This window comes from Priestia sp. FSL P4-0332 (genome assembly GCF_038005845.1).
Lineage (GTDB): Bacteria > Bacillota > Bacilli > Bacillales > Bacillaceae_H > Priestia.
Genome location: NZ_JBBOUA010000001.1, coordinates 1,464,022 through 1,482,249 on the forward strand (window position 1 = coordinate 1,464,022; position 18,228 = coordinate 1,482,249).

The following is an 18,228-nucleotide window of genomic DNA, read 5'->3' on the forward strand; positions in this document are numbered from 1 at the left end:
TGGAAAGAGCGAGAATGAAAATAGAAGATGCAGTTACTACATGGAAGCGGAGTAATAATGGACTTATACGTATTCATATTGAAGGAAAAGAATCCATACAGATTAATTCTTTTATCCAACAACGAGCAGCAAGTACAATCAAGCTGCTGCTTGCAATAGAAGCGTTTCGTCAAATTGATGAGGGCATCTTGGCTTTAACATCTGTCATTCAAAGAATGGAAAAAAACACGGTTGGTGGAGCAGGTGTACTTAGAGCTCTTCCGCGGTTAACACATATTAAAGTGGAAGAGCTGCTTACCCTTATGATAATTGTTTCTGACAACACAGCTACAAATGAGCTCATTTCTTTAGTAGGATTTGAAAAAATTAACGAATGTGCTAAAAATCTAGGATTAAAGAAAACTGTTTTAAACCGCTATATGATGGACGAAATCGCTGTTGAAAAAGGGATTGATAATTATACGTGTGCCTCTGACGTAGTAAAGTGTTTAAGGGAAATATATGAAGGAAACCTTTTGCAAAAATCTAGTCGCGAAAAAATAATGAGAATGTTAGAAATGCAGCAGTTTCAGCATAAGCTTCCAGCACGTATAGGATCAGCGTTTCAAGCTGCGAATAAGACTGGAGAACTACAGGGAGCAGAACATGATAGTGCTATTCTCATGCGAGGTAACGAAACGTATTATGCCGTTGTTTTGATAGATGGACTAAGTGACAATGAACAGGGAAGGAGATTAATTGCTGATATTGGATACCTTCTGTCATCTAACATCTAAAAATCTTTTGACCATATACTTCAATAAGCGAGATTGGTTTGCTCCCTTTTATTTAATGTCTTCTATCAAAGAAAAACTCACATTTACTAATAATAAATGCTTGTCTTCTCAGATTTTGGCGAGGCCGTTGTTTGCTGTGCTGGATTTGTGCTAGTAATAGATAAACATGTTCTTTTTCATGAAATTTTATGAAAAAATAATGATAAATCATTCATCCTATACCAACTTATTCGTATTTTTTATATAATAGAATAATAGTATATATTTTAAACGAATAGTGAATGTCTATGCAAAGCAGCAAGGAGCATGAAATTATTCGATTCATAAATGGTGGTGTATGTATGGCAAACGAACATGTAATGATAGATATTATAAAAGCATTTAAACGCAATTCAACTGAATCCATTGCCATGGATTTAATTAAGGAAGTGCGAGGGACATTTAGTCCATTACCTAAATATATAGCGGATTTAATTGATGAGCTGAGAAAATTAAATTTAAAAGACGAAGTGATCAGTGTAATCTTGTATCAATCTGTATATGTGGCAGATCATCAATTTAATATTAAAGATACCATTACCAATCGTCAGTTTGTAAAAGATACGATTGAAATGGGCAGAAGATGGGTGCATCAGTACGGCCGAATTGAAACAGTAGAAGAAGCAATTCATATTGCAGAGCAAGTGTCTACAAAAGAGGACTTGCCTCATCATTTGCAAACAGCAACAATTGACGAAAAAATTACGCTTGAGGTGCAGCTTGATCATCAAACGTATGAAATGTTAAAAAATATAGCGGTTTATTATGATCATCATTCCTATGAACAGTCAATGACTGTAGCAATTAATCGTTTATATACGCAGCTGCGCGATGCACAATCAAAGAATAGTTAAATGTCAAATCTCACATGTTCCGTGCACCATGTGAGATTTTTTAAGATGTGAAAGAGGCGCAGATGAAAATGTCTTGCTCCATCATTCACCAAAAGGAGGGAGAACATAGATGAGGGTATATTTATCTCCTCTTCAAAAAAAAGATGCTTCTAAAGTTTTTGCATATTGGTCGGATGAAGAGGTTACTAGATATATGAATATTGAGCCCTTTACGACGCTTTATCAAGCGGAAAGCATGATTGCACTTCTCCAAAGTTTGACGAAAGAAGGGAAAGCAACACGCTATGCTATTCGATTAAAGACTTCCGATGAGATCATTGGAACCTGCGGTCTAAACCGTATTGATTATGTTAAAAAGCAAGCAGAGATTGGGTATGATTTAGGCAAACCTTTTTGGAAAAAAGGCCTCATGACAGAAGCGCTCTGCCTTTTGCTAGAAAAAGCTTTTGAAGAGTTTCATATACAAGAAATTGAAGCAAAAGTTGATCCTAATAATAAAGATTCAATTACTCTTTTAAAAAAATTTTCGTTTCAACTAGAAGAGGAGTATGAGTCAGATGATTGTACTTGTTTATACACCGTCAACAAGGAAAAAGTGAGCGCGATATTGTCAGGACGTTCAAAAGGTAAGAAGTAAATCAAGCATAAGTTCTGCATAAGTTCTTTTGAAATAGTAAATATTTTTAGGCCTTAACCGATAACAAAGAAAAGAACGAATTGAAGGAAGGTCATGAATGAATCATCATACACATTTACTAGAAGGGACGTACAATGAGTTACTCGTTACACTCTCTTTCCTTATCGCTATTACTGCGGCGTACGCTTCTTTTGGGTTAGCTAATCGTGTGAAAATTTCCCGGGCAAAATTTATTCAGTTTTGGTTAATCAGCGGGGCATTTACATTGGGAATAGGCATTTGGTCAATGCATTTTATCGCCATGCTTGCTTTTCACTTGCCCGTAGATGTTTCATATAATTTATGGTTTGTTCTTCTCTCAATTTTGGGAGCGATAACGGGATGTTATATAGGCCTCTACCTCATTCACAAACAAAAGAAAAGTATAAAAGCACTTATCATTGCAGGGAGCTTTATGGGAGCTGGAATTGTTTTTATGCACTATTTGGGCATGATGGCTATGGAGCCAATTATGATTTCATATGATCCATTTATCGTTTTTCTCTCTATTCTTATTGCTGTTGTTGCTTCTAATACAGCTTTGTGGCTTGGTTTTTATTCAAAGCTAAATGAAGGGAAGCTTACCGTTTTTGCTAAGGTTATTTGTTCTACTATTATGGGCATTGCTATTGCAGGTATGCACTATACGGGCATGCAGGCAGCTTCTTTTTCAGGAATGTCAATATCTGAACACTCAAACGGCTTTGCCTTAAATCCAATATATTTATCCGTCGTTATTGTTTTTTTTATTGTCTGCCTATTTACGGCTGTGTTTTTAACCATTTTTATGGATCGACGCGTACAAAAACAAGAAGTTTTAAAATGGGCTTTTTTTGAATCCGCCCTGGATGCTATTTTGGTAATCGATGAAAAAAGACATGTTTTATCGCTCAATTATGCAGCGGAAACGCTTTTCTCTCTTAAAGCATCAGATGTAATCGGGAGTAATGTTGTTAAGCTGCTGCCCTTCTATGAATTTTCTTCTCTACAAGATGGACGAACTGAGCACTCCCTTTTGATAAGTAATAGAGAAGTTACGGTTGAGATAACGGTGATGGCGGTAGGAATTGAAGAGACGGTTGAGTATATGCTGTATATCCGCAATATGACGCAAGAGCGCGAAGCGGAAAAAACGTTGATTGAAGCAAAAAATCGCTATGAAAACTTGTTTTACTCCTCTCCATTGGCAATTATGGTCCATCGAGAAGAAGAGGTCGTGTCTGTGAATGATGCTATGATTCAGCTTTTAGGAGTAACGGAAGACCAGCTCGTTGGTAAATCGTTATATGATTTCTTTTCATCTGAACAAGTTCCTGATATTAAAAAAGGGTTGAAGGCAGTAAAGGATAGAAAAGATGAGCCAAGATCTCCATTAGCTCAGTTGAAAATGTTTAATGCGTTAGGTAAGGAACTCTTCTTAGAAGTAAAATCTACGCTCATTCAAATTAATGGAGAGACGCTTTTTCAGACAGTAACTAGAGATGTAACGGAACAGAAAAAAGCTCAAGAATCGCTTCAATACATGGCTTTTCACGATATGCTAACAGATTTACCAAATCGAAGTATGTTTTCAAGCATTGTAGAGAAATCCATTGATTCAGCAGCTACTTCAGGAAAAAAGCTTCATTTCTTATTTTTAGACCTAGATCGTTTCAAACAGGTAAATGACACGCTTGGTCATCATGCTGGAGATCAGCTTATGCTTCAGGTTGTTGATCGAATGAAGAGCTGCCTAAGAAACCAAGATGTGCTTTCGCGTTTTGGAGGAGATGAGTTTTTAGTTTTACTGCATGATAGGACTGATGAAGAAGTGAAAAAAATCTGTCAATCATTAAATGACTGCTTATCCACTCCTTTTGTAGTGCTATCGAGAGATGTTTATTTAGGGGTAAGCATCGGAGTTAGTTTATTTCCTAAAGATGGAAAGTTGCTTGAAGTGCTAGTTCGCCATGCTGATTTAGCGATGTACGAAGTCAAAAAACAAGGGCGTAATCATTATCTGTTTTATCAAAAAGAAATGCAGGTTCATACTACGCGACGAATGAGAATTGAAGATGGGTTACGCAAGGCTTTTGAGCTGGGCGAAATGGAGCTTCACTATCAGCCGAAAGTCAATATTCAAAGTGGCCATATTGTTGGAGTGGAGGCTTTAATCCGGTGGACTCATGCCGAGATGGGCGTCATTTCTCCCGCAGAATTTATTCCGATTGCTGAAGAAACAGGCGTTATTGTTACACTGACGAAATGGGTATTAAAAAAAGCGTGCCATCAAAATAAGTATTGGCAGCTTCAAGGACTTCCTCCCTTAAAAATGAGTGTGAACATATCAAGCGTTGATTTTGGTACAACTGATTTTGTTGATTATGTGTTAGGTGTCTTGCGTGAAGTAGAGTTAGAATCACGATATTTAGAACTTGAAATTACAGAAAGTGTAACGATGAAGCATGTTGAGCAAACAATCGAAAAGCTACAAATCTTAAAAGATGCAGGAGTATTTATTTCGATTGATGATTTTGGCTCAGGATACTCCTCGTTCAGCTATATTCAGAAGCTACCTATTCATACGCTGAAAATTGACCGGTCTTTTATTAAAGATTTAGATCCTAATACAACGGAAGTATCGATTGTCAGAGCCATTATTACACTAGCCAAAAGTTTGCAGCTATCCGTCGTAGCAGAAGGTGTAGAAGAAGTTGAACAAGTAGAACTTCTTCATAAAGAAAAATGTGATGAGGTGCAGGGATACTATTTCTCCAAACCGATTTCAGCGGAGGAATTTTATGAGAAATTTCATAAAATCGAAGAGAAAATGGAATTTGTTCATTAATGTAAAAAGCCGTTCTTATTTAAAAGAACGGCTTTTTACATTTAAGGTCAGAGCTAACAGTTTATACAATACATAGATTCCAAGGTATGCACCGGTTAATAAAAAAGCTGAATTTAAAAAGATTGCATGAATGCTCGTCATAAAAACAGTATGGTTTTTTAAGATACGATAGATAGAAGCAGCAGCTATATTTCCAAATACTAGCGCTGAAAGAAGGGCTAGCGTATTAAAAACTGGCTCTGCTCCTTTCCATTTGAGTGAGAAAAAGAGCATGATAATAGGAATAATAATACTTCCAGAAACTAACAGAAAAATCAATGGACCATCTCCAATACGTTATCTTATTACAGTTACATACGATAATGTTTTTGCTTATTTTTAGATAGTCTTCCCTTTTTATAGTCTGTTAAGCTTTTTTCTTCCATTTTTTACTTATATAAAAAAGTAAAATGATGGATAAAACCATTAAAAAGATTTTGCCTTGCATAGATCCTTGTGAAATATGATAAACCGAATAAACTTCAATAAAAAGCGCTGGAATTTTTCCAAGTGCGCTAGCAGAAATGAATACGGCAAAGGAGCCTTTTCCTACAGCGCTGAAGAATGTAATGAGGCCTGATGGAACAAAGGGAAGTAAACGCAAAGAAAGAATCAATATAAAACTCTCTTTCCCTTGTACGCGCAGCAGCTTTAGCGACTTGGAGTGAGAAGGTGTTTTTGTATGAACAAGTGTACGGAAACCTTTTCGATACAGCCAAAAAGAGAGAGCTGCACCTAAAACTTCTCCAATAAAAGAAAGTAAAAATCCGTTCCAAAAACCAAATAATTTTACGTTTACGAACGTAAGGGGTGCGCTTGGAAATACGCCCGTAATGCTAATAAGAATGTTCAAGAGAATGCTGATAAACTCAGCTGCTTCTAAATGTTCAAGCAGAAATGTTTGAAGATAGTCAGTCATGGTTATACTCCCATTTATGTTTTACTTGTAGGGCTATTTTAGATGATTTTCTACTATTATATAATTTTTGGCATGAAATAAGTAGGTAAGCAGTTTATAAAAAACGAAACAGGGTAAATACTTACTAATGAAAGATGATTTACTGATTTGAAGGGATGGACAACTCATGTTGAAATTTTTGCTTGTTATTGTAGTTGTATTATTAATTATTATGATTTTTAAACGCTTTATCCGAAAATAAAAATGCTAACTAAGCAGCTCGTGAGATCTTTCTCACGAGCTCTTTTGCGGAGCTATTCAGTAGCTCAACAATACACTTTTTACCTGTGATGAATATCACTGCAGCTAGAAAAATGAAGGGGTAAGATAGAAATGGGAGGGAGGTATATGGAATTATTATTCTATCTCAGCACTTATTTATCAGGGGGAGCTATTGCATTATGGTTAATTAATGCAGCATTTAATGGATTATTAAAATAACAGAGGGAGAGAAAATGAACGATTCTAAAGGTATATTTAACGATAAAGAAAGAAAGCTTGCTCGCTATTTGGAGACGTACACAACTGAGCAGATTTTAACTGAAGCAGGCATGTCTTCGTCTGCTGCGCTATATGAGTTGAAAAAAATAAGATTACCGCGGGCAGTTGCTAATACGATTGTTTATTACGTACTGGCAACAAATAATCAAAAGCTGGTTATGTACAAACTGCTCATGTTAGCTGGTGTTTGTAAAAAGCTTGGCATTCAAGATGCACAGGCAGCCCTCACTTTTATCAAAAAATATTACGTTTGTCATCAGCATTTACACTAAAAAGTACATCTGTCTGAGGGGGAAAAGAGATGAATATTGTCCCATTTAAGCAGCGTTCATCTGCAAAAAATGATCAAGGCAGAGAACAGCCGTTTCAATGTTTCATTGAGGGAGATCGATTTCAGTTAGATTTGTATATGACATATTTATTTCATCGCTGCCATTCTAGCAGGTATAGATATAACCGTGCTAACAGAAAGGGTAGGATGTAATGATAAGATACCAGTGGTAAGCGGCTTCATTTTTCCTGATGGAATAATGAAGCCGTTTGTTGTGTTAGAAAGAATGATTTACTATGATGTAGTTAATGATAAAAGAAAAAGGAAGGGAAGGAACGTAATGGATTTACATAAGTGGGAATATTGGATTTCAAAGCTCGAGCTTCAGCCTCATCCAGAAGGAGGGTTTTATAAACAAACCTATCGCTCCAATGATGAAATTTCTGATAAAGAAGTGTCATCGCAGTTTGATGATAAACGATTTCTATACACGAGTATTTACTTTTTATTAAGGTCTCAAGATGTATCGCATTTCCACCGGCTGCAATCAGATGAACTATGGTACTATCATGGGGGAAGCCCTTTAACCATTCATATTATTTACCGCGACGGAACCTATCAAGAAGTAAAACTAGGTACAAACTTAGAAAATGGAGAAGTTCCTCAATTTTTAGTTCCAAGAGATACGATTTTTGGTTCCTCTGTGGCAAATGAGAATACGTTTTCTCTCGTTGGATGCATGGTCGCACCAGGTTTTGATTTCCGTGACTTTGAATTATTCACAAAACAGCAGCTGCTTGATGAATTCCCCGAGCATGTTGTGATCATCGACAAATTAGGGTACGATAAATTGCCAAATGATTAAAAAGCATGCATCTCGGTTTGATGCATGCTTTTTTCATTTGAACCAGCCTTTTTCCTTAAAGCGAGTAATGGCTTCAATGCGGTTCTTTACTTCGAGTTTGTCCAGAATGGTAGAAATATAATTGCGCACCGTTCCAGTCTTAATAGATAGTTCGTCAGCAATTTCTTTTGTGTTTTTTCCATCAGCTACTAGAGCTAATACTTCTTTCTCTCTAGCTGTAAGAGGACTGGTAGATTCACTATATAAGTCATCCACTAATTCTGGAGCATAGAGGCGCCTGCCTGCCATCACGCTTCGAATGGAATTTGCGAGTTCTTCACTTGGACTATCTTTTAGTAAGTATCCGCTTACGCCTGCTTTCAAAGCTCTTTGAAAATAGCCGGAGCGAGCGAACGTTGTCAAAATGATGACTTTGCAGTTTAAATCTTTCAGTTCCTCTGCAGCTTCAAGTCCAGTTTTAAGAGGCATCTCGATATCCATTACGCATATATCTGGCTGGTGCTGCTTAGCAAGTGATACCGCTTGTTCCCCATTTGAAGCTTTTCCGACAACTTCCATGTCATCTTCTAAATTTAACAAAGAGCCTAAAGCCCCTAACATCATTTGCTGATCTTCGGCAATGACAATTCGAATCATAATTGTTCCTCCTTAATATGTTTAACGATGTTTGGAACTGTAATATGAATAATCGTCCCCCCTTGACTGGAGATATCAAGATGGCCGTTTACAAACTCCAGCCGTTCTTTCATTCCTAAAAGACCGTTTCCTTTCCAGCAGGTTTTCTTCGTATTAATACCAACTCCATTGTCTTCTACCGTTATGCCTACTTCTTTTGCAGACTGATGTAAAGTAATCGTGCAAACGGTGGCTTGACTATGTTTGACCACATTGGTTACAGCTTCTTTTAAGCACATGCTAAGAATATTTTCAATTAGCAACGACACATTCTCTAATGAAATGGCTTCTTCTCCTACAAACTTAATTTCGGCAGCTTCTAAAAGCTCCTGAACGCGTTTTAGTTCTTCACTAAGGCGGATTCCACGCATTTGAGAAACCATGTTTCTCACTTCATTAAGAGCCGTGCGCGCTGTTTGCTGGACATCTTTTAATTCTGATTTTGCTTTTTCAGGATCTTTTGTAATAAGTTTTCTTGCTAAATCACTTTTTAGACCGATAAGAGACAGCTTTTGTCCTAACGTATCGTGCAGATCGCGAGCTATCCGCTGGCGTTCTTCCTGTTTTACAAGCTCAGAAATACGTTTATTTGCATCTTCAAGCTGTTCTTCCAGCCGGTCTCGCTTCTTCCGATTATAAATGCTAAATGGCAGTACAATCACACTGATGGAAATTACAAAAATGAAAGGCAGCTGTTTTAAAAAGATCTCTTCTTGCATAACAACGTTAAAGTTTACCGAAATAACGGTGCTAATTAAATGAACAGCATACAAAGTAAAGAAAGCGAGCCGTTTTTGGATATTTCCAATAAAATAAGCGATAAAAAAAGCAAAGTAAAAGGCAAAGTAAATATAATTGAAAATAGTTGTCAGGGCTAAGGAAATAACGATTAACAAAGCCGTCCATACGTAAACGGACTTGTCCGTTGAAACAAATGCAAAACGATAGAAAATAAAAAATAAGATGGTGAGTAACGAACCAACAATAATGTGATTCATGGATGAAGACTGTAAGATAAAATAAAATGGTAAAATGGCAAATACCGTCCATATGTAAGGAGATAGCCCAGTGATTTTTTGGAAAAACGTATATTTTTTCATAAAGAACCTCGTTTACTTGTTAAAATACACTATTAGTTTACCACAAAGTAGAATGAAATAAGTTTAGACGGATAGATAAAACAGTCAAGCTTTTGAAAGCTTGACTGTTTTGTTTTATTAAAGTTCTGCTTTTGTTTGAGATGACATTCTGCTTGCTTTTGGTACAGCTGAGCGTGTTTTTATTTCTTTAAAGCTCACAAACATTTTGTTTTCTTCATCCCATAGACGGAATCGAAGAGAGCGAAGACTTGTTGCGAGTGTAATGGTTGGTACATTTTGAAGAGGCTGTGTGTGTTGATGAACAGCTTCAAGCTTATAGTTGGGCACTCTTGGGCTTAAATGATGTACATGGTGAAACCCAATATTGCCTGTTAGCCATTGCAATAGTTTTGGAAGCTTGTAAAATGAACTTCCTTCAACGGCTGCTTTTACATAATCCCAGTGCTCATCTTCTTCAAAATAAGAGTCTTCAAACTGGTGCTGTACATAAAACAGCCAAATTCCAATTGAACCTGAAATGAAGAAAATCGGTCCTTGAATTAATAGGAACGCCTGCCAACCTACCAACCAGCAGGTCGCTGCCGCTAATGCAACGATCAATACATTTGTAAGGTACGTATTCATTCTTTCATTTTTCTTCGCATTTTTTTGATTGAATCGGTTTGTAATCAAAAATACATATATAGGTCCCACGCCGAACATAATGAACGGGTTGCGATAGATACGGTAAGCGATTTTTTTCCAAATAGAAGCTTCTTTATATTCTGTTACGGTTAACACCCAAATGTCACCCGTACCTCTTTTATCTAAGTTGCTGCTTGTTGCATGGTGAATTGCATGGCTATGTCCCCATTGACTGTAAGGGAACATCGTTAAGACACCGGTAATTGTTCCGAGAATTTTATTGTGTTGTCTACTCTTAAAGAAAGAGTAGTGACAACAGTCATGAAAAATAATGAATATTCTTACTAAAAACCCTGCTGCGATAACAGTTAGCGGAAATGCTAAAAAATAAGAAATTGAAAGGCTCTCATAAGCGAGAAACCACAGTGTGAAAAAAGGTAAAAAAGTATTGATCAATTGTCTTATGCTGTCTTTCATTACTGCTTTTTCAAAAGGTGCAACTTGTTTTCGTAAATTCTTTTGTTTTTGTATAGTCATATGAAATTCCTTTCATCACCGTATATTACCCTCAGTATAAAGGGATTTTTCTGACTATTTAAGACATACGTGTCATATAGAAACTATGACACTTGTCATATATACGTAGGGGGAAGCTGTAAAAAATGAAAAAAAGCGGTATTTAACAGTCTTCGGTTCTGATAAAATTATACAGTGAAGGCTTATTGTTACGGAGCATTTAAGAAGAAAAAAGGAGTTTGAAATGAGTAAAAGAAATAGATGGGTATATCTGCTTCTAGCTATTGTTATCATGGGAGCAGGCCTTTTATCAAGAAAACTTACCGCGTATCTTCCTCACATCGTAAATATATATGCGGGAGATTCGTTATGGGCCTTAATGATTTTTGTCAGTGCGGGTTTTTTGTTTCCTGCATGGAAGACAAAAACGATTGGTATGTTTGCTATAGTGTTTTGTTACTTCATTGAATTTACACAGCTGTATCACGCTCCGTGGATTGATGACATAAGAAAAAATGCGCTAGGAGGGCTCATTCTGGGGTATGGCTTCTTATGGAGAGATATACTAGCCTATTCGATTGGAGTCGCGGCAGGAATGAGCTGGGAGTATTATAGATATCGATTTAAAAGATCCGCCTAGCAAATACGGTTCAACGAATCTTAGAACTCAGCTGAGGATGGAATAAGCCGTAAGGTTATGAAGCAGGATGTATATACATAAAAATAAACTTATGCATAAAAATTTTTTATTTAAAACCAATTATCTATTCGTTGAACGAGAGGAAGAGAGGGGATTATTTGAATTTAATAGCCTGGATGATTATTGCATGTGAAATCGCTTTTTGGATAGTCATCATTTTAGGATTAGCAACAAGGTATATGTTTAAAAAACAAAAGCTCAGTTTTTTTATTTTAGCTCTAACACCTGTTGTTGATTTTTTTCTTCTGATTGTGACGAGTGTAGACCTTTACCGAGGTGCTACAGCGACCTATGCTCACGCTATTGCAGCCGTGTATATTGGAATTTCGATCGCTTTTGGAAAAAGTATGATTCAATGGGCAGACGAACGCTTTCAATATTATGTGATAAAAAGCGGGGAGAAACCTCGTAGGCGCTATGGAAAAGAATATGCAAAGCATTATTTTAAGTCATGGATACAGCATCTTGTTGCTTACGCTATTGGAGCAGCTCTTTTAGCGGCGATGATGTATATAGTACCAAATGGAAAAACCAACGTGCTGCAAAATGTAGTGGAATTTTGGACAGTTATTGTAGGAATTGATTTTTTATTATCTCTTTCTAATTTCGTTTGGCCTAAAAAAGAAAAAGAGTCCGGTTATACCAACTCATAAAAAGACATCGTCATGCGTGTAAAACAAAAAACCTCCCCGTAGGGAGGTTTTTGTTTTACCATCCAGGGTATAGGTATATGAATGATGCTTGTCTGAGGTAGTTCAGTTTAGTTGCTTAAGCGGCTAAACTGCTTTTTGTGCAAATATATGTACATTTTATGTAGCATGCATGATAAGAATTCTGTGTATTCCATATACTACCTCATATGAAAGATAGACAAGTGATACAATACAGTTTGTTTTTAGGAGAGCTTTTATGAAAAAACGCCGGTTGGACTTTATTTTTTTATTTATTATTTTACTTTCCATTTATGCTTTCTTTTTTACCTCTATTGATGTTCATTGGAAGTATGCCTTAGTTGGATTATATGGTGTCATTATTTTCATTTGTATGTATTCACTTATGCTTGAAAATCGAACGCCTGAAAGTACGTTGGTTTGGATGTATGTCCTCTTTTTCTTCCCTGTTGCAGGCTTTTTCTTTTATTTGTATTCAGGACAGCTCTATTTAAAGGGGCATATGTTCAAAAAAAAGCGTATGCATAACCGAGAGATGCTTAGAAAGATGGCAGATAAAGAAACGACGCCTGATCTATCGCCGCTTCAATCTCATCAGCGTTACTTTGCTCAGTATCTTCAATGTGTATCTTTGACCAAGATGAATGTTCATACAAAAACCTACGTCCTTAAGAACGGGCAAGAAACGTTTAATGAAATCAAAAAGCATTTGCAATCAGCAAAACAGTTTATTCATATGGAATACTATATGTTTCACTCAGATTCTCTAGGAAAAGAAATCATTGATATTTTAATAAAAAAAGCAAGCGAAGGTATAGAAGTGCGCTTTACATTCGATACAATGGGAAGCTTTACACTATCGGGTTCAGATATTAAACGAATGAAAAAAGCGAATATTAAAGTGCATCCTTTCTTACCTATTAAGTATGGGTTTTTTAATCAAAAATTTAACTTTCGAAACCACCGTAAAATAGTCGTAATTGACGGGGAAGTAGGTTTTGTAGGGGGATTGAATGTTGGGGATGAGTATCTAGGAAAAAACAAAAAAATTGGTTTTTGGAGAGATACTCATCTGATGCTAAAAGGAGAATCTGTTCAAACCTTGCATTCAATCTTTATGTTCGATTGGGAATACGTTTCTGGAGAATGCTTAATTAACAATGAAGCATATACAAAGCCTCATCCCGTCGAAGGCGAAGGCTTTGTGCAAGTGGTGGCGACGGGGCCGGATACGCAGGAAAATATGAGTGATTATTACTATACTATGATTACAAGCGCGACGAAATCAATCTGGATTTCAACCCCTTATTTTGTTCCAAATGAAGCCATAAGAACCGCCCTTCGTATTGCGGCTAGAAAAGGTGTAGAGGTACGAATTATGGTACCAGAAATTAATGATGGCTTTCTGACTCAATATGGAACGAGGTCATATTTTGCTGAACTTCTTCGATGTGGAATTGAAGTATATTCGTATAGAAAAGGGTTTTTGCATCAAAAAATTGTGATTATAGATGGAGATATGGCTTCGGTCGGTACTGCAAATATGGATATGAGAAGTTTTCATCTGAACTTTGAAGTTAATGCATTTTTAATTGAGGGAGAGACGATTCAAACGCTCATCAAAAATTACGAAGAAGATATTGAAGACAGTCATTTGATCAAACCAGTAGCATTTTACAAGCGAAGCTTAGTAGAACGTTCGAAAGAGTCATTTGCACGCTTATTTTCAGGTGTTTTATAAAATAAAGTTTGTTTTCAAAAAGCAGGAGGAAACGTATGGGTGAATCTCCATTTGTTAAAAAAGATACGTTTGGTCGAAAGTTACATCGCTTAAAAGAACGTACTAAGCCATTTGTCGTGCGTTTTTCACGGTTTGGTCATGTGGCTCAAGGTGTGGTCTATTTTATCATCGGTATATTAGCGATTCAGACAGCTTTCGGATTAAAAGGCGATTTAGTTACTTCTCAAGGAGCCCTACACACAATTGCAAAGCAGCCGTTTGGATTTTTAATTTTAATTGTTTTGGCAGTAGGTTTAAGTGGATATGCGTTTTGGCAAATCATTTCTGCTATTTTTGATCCTCACCACGTTGGGCATGGGGTAAAAGGCGTTTTTACTCGTTTAGGCTATTTAGTTGTAGCCACGTTTTATATTAGTCTTTGTGTGAGTTCGGTAAAAATTTTGCTTCATGCTCACGTTCATACGTCAGGTAAGCATTATCAAACGGTATCGGCCAAGTTGTTATCTTATCCCTTTGGGCAAACCATCATTGCGCTTACAGGTATCGGCGTTATTATCTTTGGGATTGGACAAGTATATTGGGCTCTTTCAGGACGCTTCCTAAAAAAACTAAAGAAAAACGAAATGTCAAAAGAAGAGTGGCGATGGAGCGGGCATATTGGAAAAGTAGGTATTATTGCTCGAAGTATCGTCTTTGGCATTATTGGTTTCTTTCTTATTCGCACGGCTCTTCAAGCGGATCCAGACGAAACGAAAGGGTTAGATGGAGCCCTTGCTGAAGTAGCACAGCGTCCTTTTGGGTCTGTACTGCTGGCTATCGTATCAATAGGGCTTATGGCATACGGAGTATATATGTTTGCAGAATCAAGGTATAAACGAATTGATCCTTAATAAAATTAAAAAGATGAAAAAGCTACTTTTTGGCCTTCTGCTCATATCATATAGCAGATAGATAATGAACAGGAGGAGAGGCAGATGCCATCGGTAGTAGGAGCCGTAAATATCTCGAATGTATTGGTTTCATCTTCAGTGGAGTTTGGTGATTGTCTGGCTATTAAGCCAAAAAGTACAGCTTTTACAACAGTCGGTTCTGGCAGCGGGAACACAGGGAATTTTATGAATATTACAAGCAGTTCCAGTACCGCTAATACAATTGATATGGATATTAAGGATCAAAATGTAGTGGGAAATGCATAAGAAACGAAAGCTTATCGTCATCGGACGGTAAGCTTTTTTATTTGAATTTTACGTATACCCAGACGTTGCTTTACCACAATGTACCTCTAGGATTCTATCTTATAGGAGTAGTAAACTAGACAGGTGATGTCAAAAAGTGGGGAGGCGAAATTATAAAATGAAGAAAATATGTATGAGCCTGATCGTTCTCTGTCTTTTAAGTGGAGGATTGGCCCCGATGAGTAAAGGAGCCGCTGCTTCTTCAGTGGGCACTGTCAAAGGTGACAACGTAAACGTATATCGTTCTCCTTCCTTACATTCTTCTATTATGCAGACAGTGAAAAAAGGAGAAGAATTTCCTGTCATTTCATCTGAAGCTGGAGATGCAGCTCAGGTTACTACTCATACGGTAGTGCCGGGAGATACACTATGGCTACTAGCTAAGCAATACGGTGTAACAGTCAGTGATCTAATAAAACAAAATCAGCTAAAAAAGACGGAGCTGATTCCAGGACAAACGCTGAAAATACCACCAAAAGGCTTGTTACATAAAGTAGTATCAGGAGATACGCTTTGGAAAGTCTCCGTAAAGTACGGTGTAAAAGCGAATGAATTAACAAAGTTAAATCAGCTATCCTCAACAAATATTAAGCCCGGACAAATGCTTATTATTCCTGATTACTATGTACAAGTACAGCTTTTGGAAGGGAAAAAGGGCTGGATCAAAAAATCTGATTTAGCGCAAAGGAAGCATCAGCCTGTAGTTATGGGTTGGAGCTTTAATGAAAAAACAGCAGGCTATACAGAATCGATGAAGCAAAAGAATTTAGACGTTGTTTCACCTCGTTGGTTTACGCTAACGTCGAATGACAAAGTTGTTTCATCTTCTATAAATGAATCATATGTTCAAACGGCTCATAAAAACGGCAAAAAAGTCTGGCCGCTTATTGGTAACAATTTTGATGATGTACTTACACGTGATGTGCTAAGCAACAAAGCAAAGCGGAAAAAGCTTGTATCATCAGTAGAAAGTTCGCTAGTAAAAACAAACAGCGATGGGATCAATGTTGACTTTGAAAACATTAATATCGAAAACAAACAAGATTTTGTTTTATTTATTAAGGAATTAAAAGCAGCGTTAAAACCTCATGGTATGACTATTTCAGTAGACGTAACAAGAGAAAATAATGATCCTTTTTGGTCGGGAAGCTTTGATAGAAAACAGATTGGTCAAGTGGCAGACTATGTCATTATGATGGGATATGAAGAACACTGGGGAGGGAGTCAGGTTCCAGGATCTGTTGCTTCACTGCCTTGGGTGAAAGAAGGCACACAACTTCTTATGAAAGATGTACCTGCACACAAAATCCTTCTGGGAGTTCCTTTTTATACGCGAGAATGGAAAACGGACCTATCGACCAAAAAAGTTGTCACAAAAGACTTAACGATGAAAGAAGCCGAAGCTGTTATCTCTTCTAAAAAGTTAACTAAAAAATGGGATAGCCAAGCCTCACAGTACTATGTAGAATACACGGAAAATGGTACGAAGCATCAAATATGGCTCGAAGACAAAGCATCTATGCAGCGTCGGGTTAAATTAATTAATGACTATCATTTAGGTGGGGCGGCAGCTTGGTATATTGGTTCAGAAACCTCAGATATATGGGAGTTATACACCTTTTAAATAAAAAACACACCTCTTGCTTGATTTAGTGAGGTGTGTTTTTTATTTGCATCATAATGAAGCGCATACATCTATTTACAAACAAGATAAATTTTACAATATTTGTTTTTCTTGAGTTAGTTTATAACTATATTCCAAAATGAGCCTATTTAACCTTTTTTTAGTTGAAAACGCTTAATGACTTTACGATAAAGATAATTTATAGTAAATTCAGTTTCTATACAATAAATTTACTAAATGAACAATTAAGCTATTTAATTATTAACTAAGTGAAAGGAATGAATGTTATGGGAAAAGTATTAGTAATAGGCTTTCCAGGTGAAGGGCATGTGAATCCTTCTTTAGGAATTGTAAAAGAGTTGATGGCTCAAGGGGAAAAGGTCGTCTATTACGGCATTGAAGACTATGCTGAAAAAATTCGGAAATCAGGCGCGGAATTTCGTGAATACGAAGATTTTCGTCCAAGTCTTGATATGAGCAACCGGATGACAAACGAAGAGTCTTATGACCGCTATGAAATAATGAATTTGTTTTTAAATGAATCTGAAAATATTATTACTAAAATTATGAGTGAAACGAAACATGAAACATATGATTATGTACTTTATGATTATCACCTTTTAGCAGGTTCCGCTGTGGCCGACCTTCTTCAGCTTCCGAAGGTTTCTCTTTGTACAACATTTGCGTTAAATAAAGAGTTAGCAACTTGTATGATGCCAAGTGGTCAAACAGAACCTGACCAATCTTCCTTTTATCCTCAATTCGAAAAATCATTAAATAAGTTCAACAACCAATATAATACTCAGTTAAAAGATTCCATTGACATTATGTCGAATCCAGGGGATATTACGCTAGTATTTACGTCAGAATTCTTTCAGCCAAACGTATCTGAATTTACGAGTGAGTACAAGTTTATTGGTCCTTCAATTGTTAAACGATTAGACATTGAAGATCTTTCTTACTTACAAAATGAAAATGAAAAAATTATTTTTGTTTCTATGGGAACTATTTTTAATCAGCAGCTAGAAATCTATAACTTATGTGTAGAAGCATTAAAAGATTTTGAGGGTAAAGTTATTTTATCTATTGGTAAAAATACAAAACCTGAAGAATTAGCACACATTCCAGAAAACTTCGTTGTGAAACAATACGTACCGCAGCTAGAAATTTTAAAACGTGCGGATTTATTCATTACTCACGGCGGAATGAACAGCAGCAGTGAAGGTTTATACTACGATACGCCCCTTGTCGTTATTCCAATGGCAGTGGATCAATTTATGGTTGGCGATCGCGTGCAGGAGTTAGGAGCAGGTGTAAAATTAGATAAAAATAATGTATCTGCTGAGCTAATCAAAAATACAGTTAACGACGTTTTAACTACTCACACATATAAACAGCATGCACAACAAATTGGAGAATCACTTCGCTCAGCGGGAGGATACAAGCAAGGAGTGAAAGAAATTTTCAATGTGGTGCCTGTCAAAGCGTAATAGATGTAAGGCAGCTAGATAACTAACAGAGAGGAGTAAATATAAT

The 18,228-nt window shown here is 36.7% G+C and carries 19 protein-coding genes; 14 read left to right on the forward strand and 5 right to left on the reverse strand.

All coding sequences use genetic code 11. From position 1 onward, the window contains the following. Window positions 1-14: 14 nt before the first annotated feature. The 4 genes from MKY06_RS07445 to MKY06_RS07460 all read left to right on the forward strand — a co-directional run bounded on the left by MKY06_RS07445 (window position 15) and on the right by MKY06_RS07460 (window position 5,172). Window positions 15-776, forward strand: coding sequence for a serine hydrolase (locus MKY06_RS07445; protein ID WP_223268926.1), 762 nt, complete (start codon window positions 15-17; stop codon window positions 774-776). A gap of 341 nt (window positions 777-1,117) precedes the next feature. Further along, the gene (locus MKY06_RS07450) at window positions 1,118-1,669 is read left to right on the forward strand and encodes a hypothetical protein (protein WP_013056190.1); all 552 of its coding nucleotides are present in this window, start codon (window positions 1,118-1,120) and stop codon (window positions 1,667-1,669) included. Between the two features lie 109 nt (window positions 1,670-1,778). Next, complete coding sequence (locus MKY06_RS07455) at window positions 1,779-2,306, forward strand: GNAT family N-acetyltransferase (RefSeq protein WP_098278648.1); 528 nt, start codon at window positions 1,779-1,781, stop codon at window positions 2,304-2,306. A gap of 97 nt (window positions 2,307-2,403) precedes the next feature. Beyond that, window positions 2,404-5,172 (forward strand): bifunctional diguanylate cyclase/phosphodiesterase, encoded by a 2,769-nt coding sequence (locus MKY06_RS07460; protein ID WP_029324162.1) that lies wholly within the window; start codon window positions 2,404-2,406, stop codon window positions 5,170-5,172. Window positions 5,173-5,187: 15 nt separating this feature from the next. Here the strand turns inward: MKY06_RS07460 and MKY06_RS07465 are convergent, their stop codons facing one another. Then, window positions 5,188-5,490, reverse strand: a complete 303-nt coding sequence (locus MKY06_RS07465; RefSeq protein WP_029324163.1) for a hypothetical protein — start codon at window positions 5,488-5,490, stop codon at window positions 5,188-5,190. Between the two features lie 88 nt (window positions 5,491-5,578). Beyond that, window positions 5,579-6,130 (reverse strand): TVP38/TMEM64 family protein, encoded by a 552-nt coding sequence (locus MKY06_RS07470; RefSeq protein WP_098526647.1) that lies wholly within the window; start codon window positions 6,128-6,130, stop codon window positions 5,579-5,581. Window positions 6,131-6,624: 494 nt separating this feature from the next. Between MKY06_RS07470 and MKY06_RS07475 the strand changes: the two genes are divergently transcribed. The 3 genes from MKY06_RS07475 to MKY06_RS07485 all read left to right on the forward strand — a co-directional run bounded on the left by MKY06_RS07475 (window position 6,625) and on the right by MKY06_RS07485 (window position 7,806). Beyond that, window positions 6,625-6,942, forward strand: coding sequence for a hypothetical protein (locus tag MKY06_RS07475; RefSeq protein WP_013056195.1), 318 nt, complete (start codon window positions 6,625-6,627; stop codon window positions 6,940-6,942). Window positions 6,943-6,971: 29 nt separating this feature from the next. Then, a complete protein-coding gene (locus MKY06_RS07480; protein ID WP_029324165.1) occupies window positions 6,972-7,154 on the forward strand; it encodes a hypothetical protein in 183 nt (60 codons plus the stop codon). Window positions 7,155-7,281: 127 nt separating this feature from the next. Continuing rightward, on the forward strand, window positions 7,282-7,806 hold the full coding sequence (locus MKY06_RS07485) for a cupin domain-containing protein (RefSeq protein ID WP_013056196.1): 525 nt from the start codon (window positions 7,282-7,284) through the stop codon (window positions 7,804-7,806). 33 nt (window positions 7,807-7,839) lie between these two features. On the opposite strand, the gene MKY06_RS07490 is transcribed toward MKY06_RS07485, so the two are convergent. The 3 genes from MKY06_RS07490 to MKY06_RS07500 all read right to left on the reverse strand — a co-directional run bounded on the left by MKY06_RS07490 (window position 7,840) and on the right by MKY06_RS07500 (window position 10,742). Then, window positions 7,840-8,442 carry a response regulator transcription factor gene (locus MKY06_RS07490; RefSeq protein ID WP_013056197.1) on the reverse strand — a complete coding sequence of 201 codons (603 nt, stop codon included), beginning with the start codon at window positions 8,440-8,442 and terminating at the stop codon, window positions 7,840-7,842. Next, on the reverse strand, window positions 8,439-9,581 hold the full coding sequence (locus MKY06_RS07495) for a sensor histidine kinase (RefSeq protein WP_013056198.1): 1,143 nt from the start codon (window positions 9,579-9,581) through the stop codon (window positions 8,439-8,441). The genes MKY06_RS07490 and MKY06_RS07495 overlap by 4 nt, the downstream gene beginning before the upstream one ends. Before the next feature lie 117 nt (window positions 9,582-9,698). Next, window positions 9,699-10,742 carry a fatty acid desaturase gene (locus MKY06_RS07500; protein WP_013056199.1) on the reverse strand — a complete coding sequence of 348 codons (1,044 nt, stop codon included), beginning with the start codon at window positions 10,740-10,742 and terminating at the stop codon, window positions 9,699-9,701. A gap of 223 nt (window positions 10,743-10,965) precedes the next feature. On the opposite strand from MKY06_RS07500, the gene MKY06_RS07505 reads away from it, so the two are divergent. The 7 genes from MKY06_RS07505 (at window position 10,966) to MKY06_RS07535 (ending at window position 18,182) form a co-directional block, all read left to right on the forward strand. After that, entirely contained in the window at window positions 10,966-11,361 is a 396-nt protein-coding gene (locus tag MKY06_RS07505; protein ID WP_029324167.1) for a ribosomal maturation YjgA family protein, read from the forward strand. 158 nt (window positions 11,362-11,519) lie between these two features. After that, window positions 11,520-12,074, forward strand: a complete 555-nt coding sequence (locus MKY06_RS07510; RefSeq protein WP_029324168.1) for a hypothetical protein — start codon at window positions 11,520-11,522, stop codon at window positions 12,072-12,074. A 256-nt stretch (window positions 12,075-12,330) separates the two neighbouring features. Beyond that, a complete protein-coding gene (cls, locus tag MKY06_RS07515; RefSeq protein WP_013056202.1) occupies window positions 12,331-13,833 on the forward strand; it encodes a cardiolipin synthase in 1,503 nt (500 codons plus the stop codon). A 35-nt stretch (window positions 13,834-13,868) separates the two neighbouring features. Continuing rightward, the gene (locus MKY06_RS07520; RefSeq protein ID WP_013056203.1) at window positions 13,869-14,723 is read left to right on the forward strand and encodes a DUF1206 domain-containing protein; all 855 of its coding nucleotides are present in this window, start codon (window positions 13,869-13,871) and stop codon (window positions 14,721-14,723) included. Window positions 14,724-14,807: 84 nt separating this feature from the next. Next, window positions 14,808-15,029, forward strand: a complete 222-nt coding sequence (locus tag MKY06_RS07525) for a spore germination protein (protein WP_013056204.1) — start codon at window positions 14,808-14,810, stop codon at window positions 15,027-15,029. A gap of 217 nt (window positions 15,030-15,246) precedes the next feature. Then, window positions 15,247-16,692 carry a glycosyl hydrolase family 18 protein gene (locus MKY06_RS07530; RefSeq protein WP_340960516.1) on the forward strand — a complete coding sequence of 482 codons (1,446 nt, stop codon included), beginning with the start codon at window positions 15,247-15,249 and terminating at the stop codon, window positions 16,690-16,692. A 287-nt stretch (window positions 16,693-16,979) separates the two neighbouring features. Beyond that, window positions 16,980-18,182: a macrolide family glycosyltransferase gene (locus MKY06_RS07535; RefSeq protein WP_098278653.1), complete on the forward strand. Its 1,203-nt coding sequence runs from the start codon at window positions 16,980-16,982 to the stop codon at window positions 18,180-18,182. Window positions 18,183-18,228: the final 46 nt, after the last annotated feature.

Bases quoted from the DNA above. Each gene is read 5' to 3' on its own strand.
- MKY06_RS07475 (WP_013056195.1), top strand. From the start codon at position 6,625: ATGAACGATTCTAAAGGTATATTTAACGATAAAGAAAGAAAGCTTGCT.
- MKY06_RS07505 (WP_029324167.1), top strand. From the start codon at position 10,966: ATGAGTAAAAGAAATAGATGGGTATATCTGCTTCTAGCTATTGTTATC.
- MKY06_RS07520 (WP_013056203.1), top strand. From the start codon at position 13,869: ATGGGTGAATCTCCATTTGTTAAAAAAGATACGTTTGGTCGAAAGTTA.
- MKY06_RS07495 (WP_013056198.1), bottom strand. From the start codon at position 9,581: ATGAAAAAATATACGTTTTTCCAAAAAATCACTGGGCTATCTCCTTAC.
- MKY06_RS07480 (WP_029324165.1), top strand. From the start codon at position 6,972: ATGAATATTGTCCCATTTAAGCAGCGTTCATCTGCAAAAAATGATCAA.
- MKY06_RS07525 (WP_013056204.1), top strand. From the start codon at position 14,808: ATGCCATCGGTAGTAGGAGCCGTAAATATCTCGAATGTATTGGTTTCA.
- MKY06_RS07455 (WP_098278648.1), top strand. From the start codon at position 1,779: ATGAGGGTATATTTATCTCCTCTTCAAAAAAAAGATGCTTCTAAAGTT.
- MKY06_RS07530 (WP_340960516.1), top strand. From the start codon at position 15,247: ATGAGTAAAGGAGCCGCTGCTTCTTCAGTGGGCACTGTCAAAGGTGAC.
- MKY06_RS07450 (WP_013056190.1), top strand. From the start codon at position 1,118: ATGGCAAACGAACATGTAATGATAGATATTATAAAAGCATTTAAACGC.
- MKY06_RS07470 (WP_098526647.1), bottom strand. From the start codon at position 6,130: ATGACTGACTATCTTCAAACATTTCTGCTTGAACATTTAGAAGCAGCT.
- MKY06_RS07535 (WP_098278653.1), top strand. From the start codon at position 16,980: ATGGGAAAAGTATTAGTAATAGGCTTTCCAGGTGAAGGGCATGTGAAT.
- MKY06_RS07460 (WP_029324162.1), top strand. From the start codon at position 2,404: ATGAATCATCATACACATTTACTAGAAGGGACGTACAATGAGTTACTC.
- cls (WP_013056202.1), top strand. From the start codon at position 12,331: ATGAAAAAACGCCGGTTGGACTTTATTTTTTTATTTATTATTTTACTT.
- MKY06_RS07500 (WP_013056199.1), bottom strand. From the start codon at position 10,742: ATGACTATACAAAAACAAAAGAATTTACGAAAACAAGTTGCACCTTTT.
- MKY06_RS07445 (WP_223268926.1), top strand. From the start codon at position 15: ATGAAAATAGAAGATGCAGTTACTACATGGAAGCGGAGTAATAATGGA.
- MKY06_RS07490 (WP_013056197.1), bottom strand. From the start codon at position 8,442: ATGATTCGAATTGTCATTGCCGAAGATCAGCAAATGATGTTAGGGGCT.
- MKY06_RS07485 (WP_013056196.1), top strand. From the start codon at position 7,282: ATGGATTTACATAAGTGGGAATATTGGATTTCAAAGCTCGAGCTTCAG.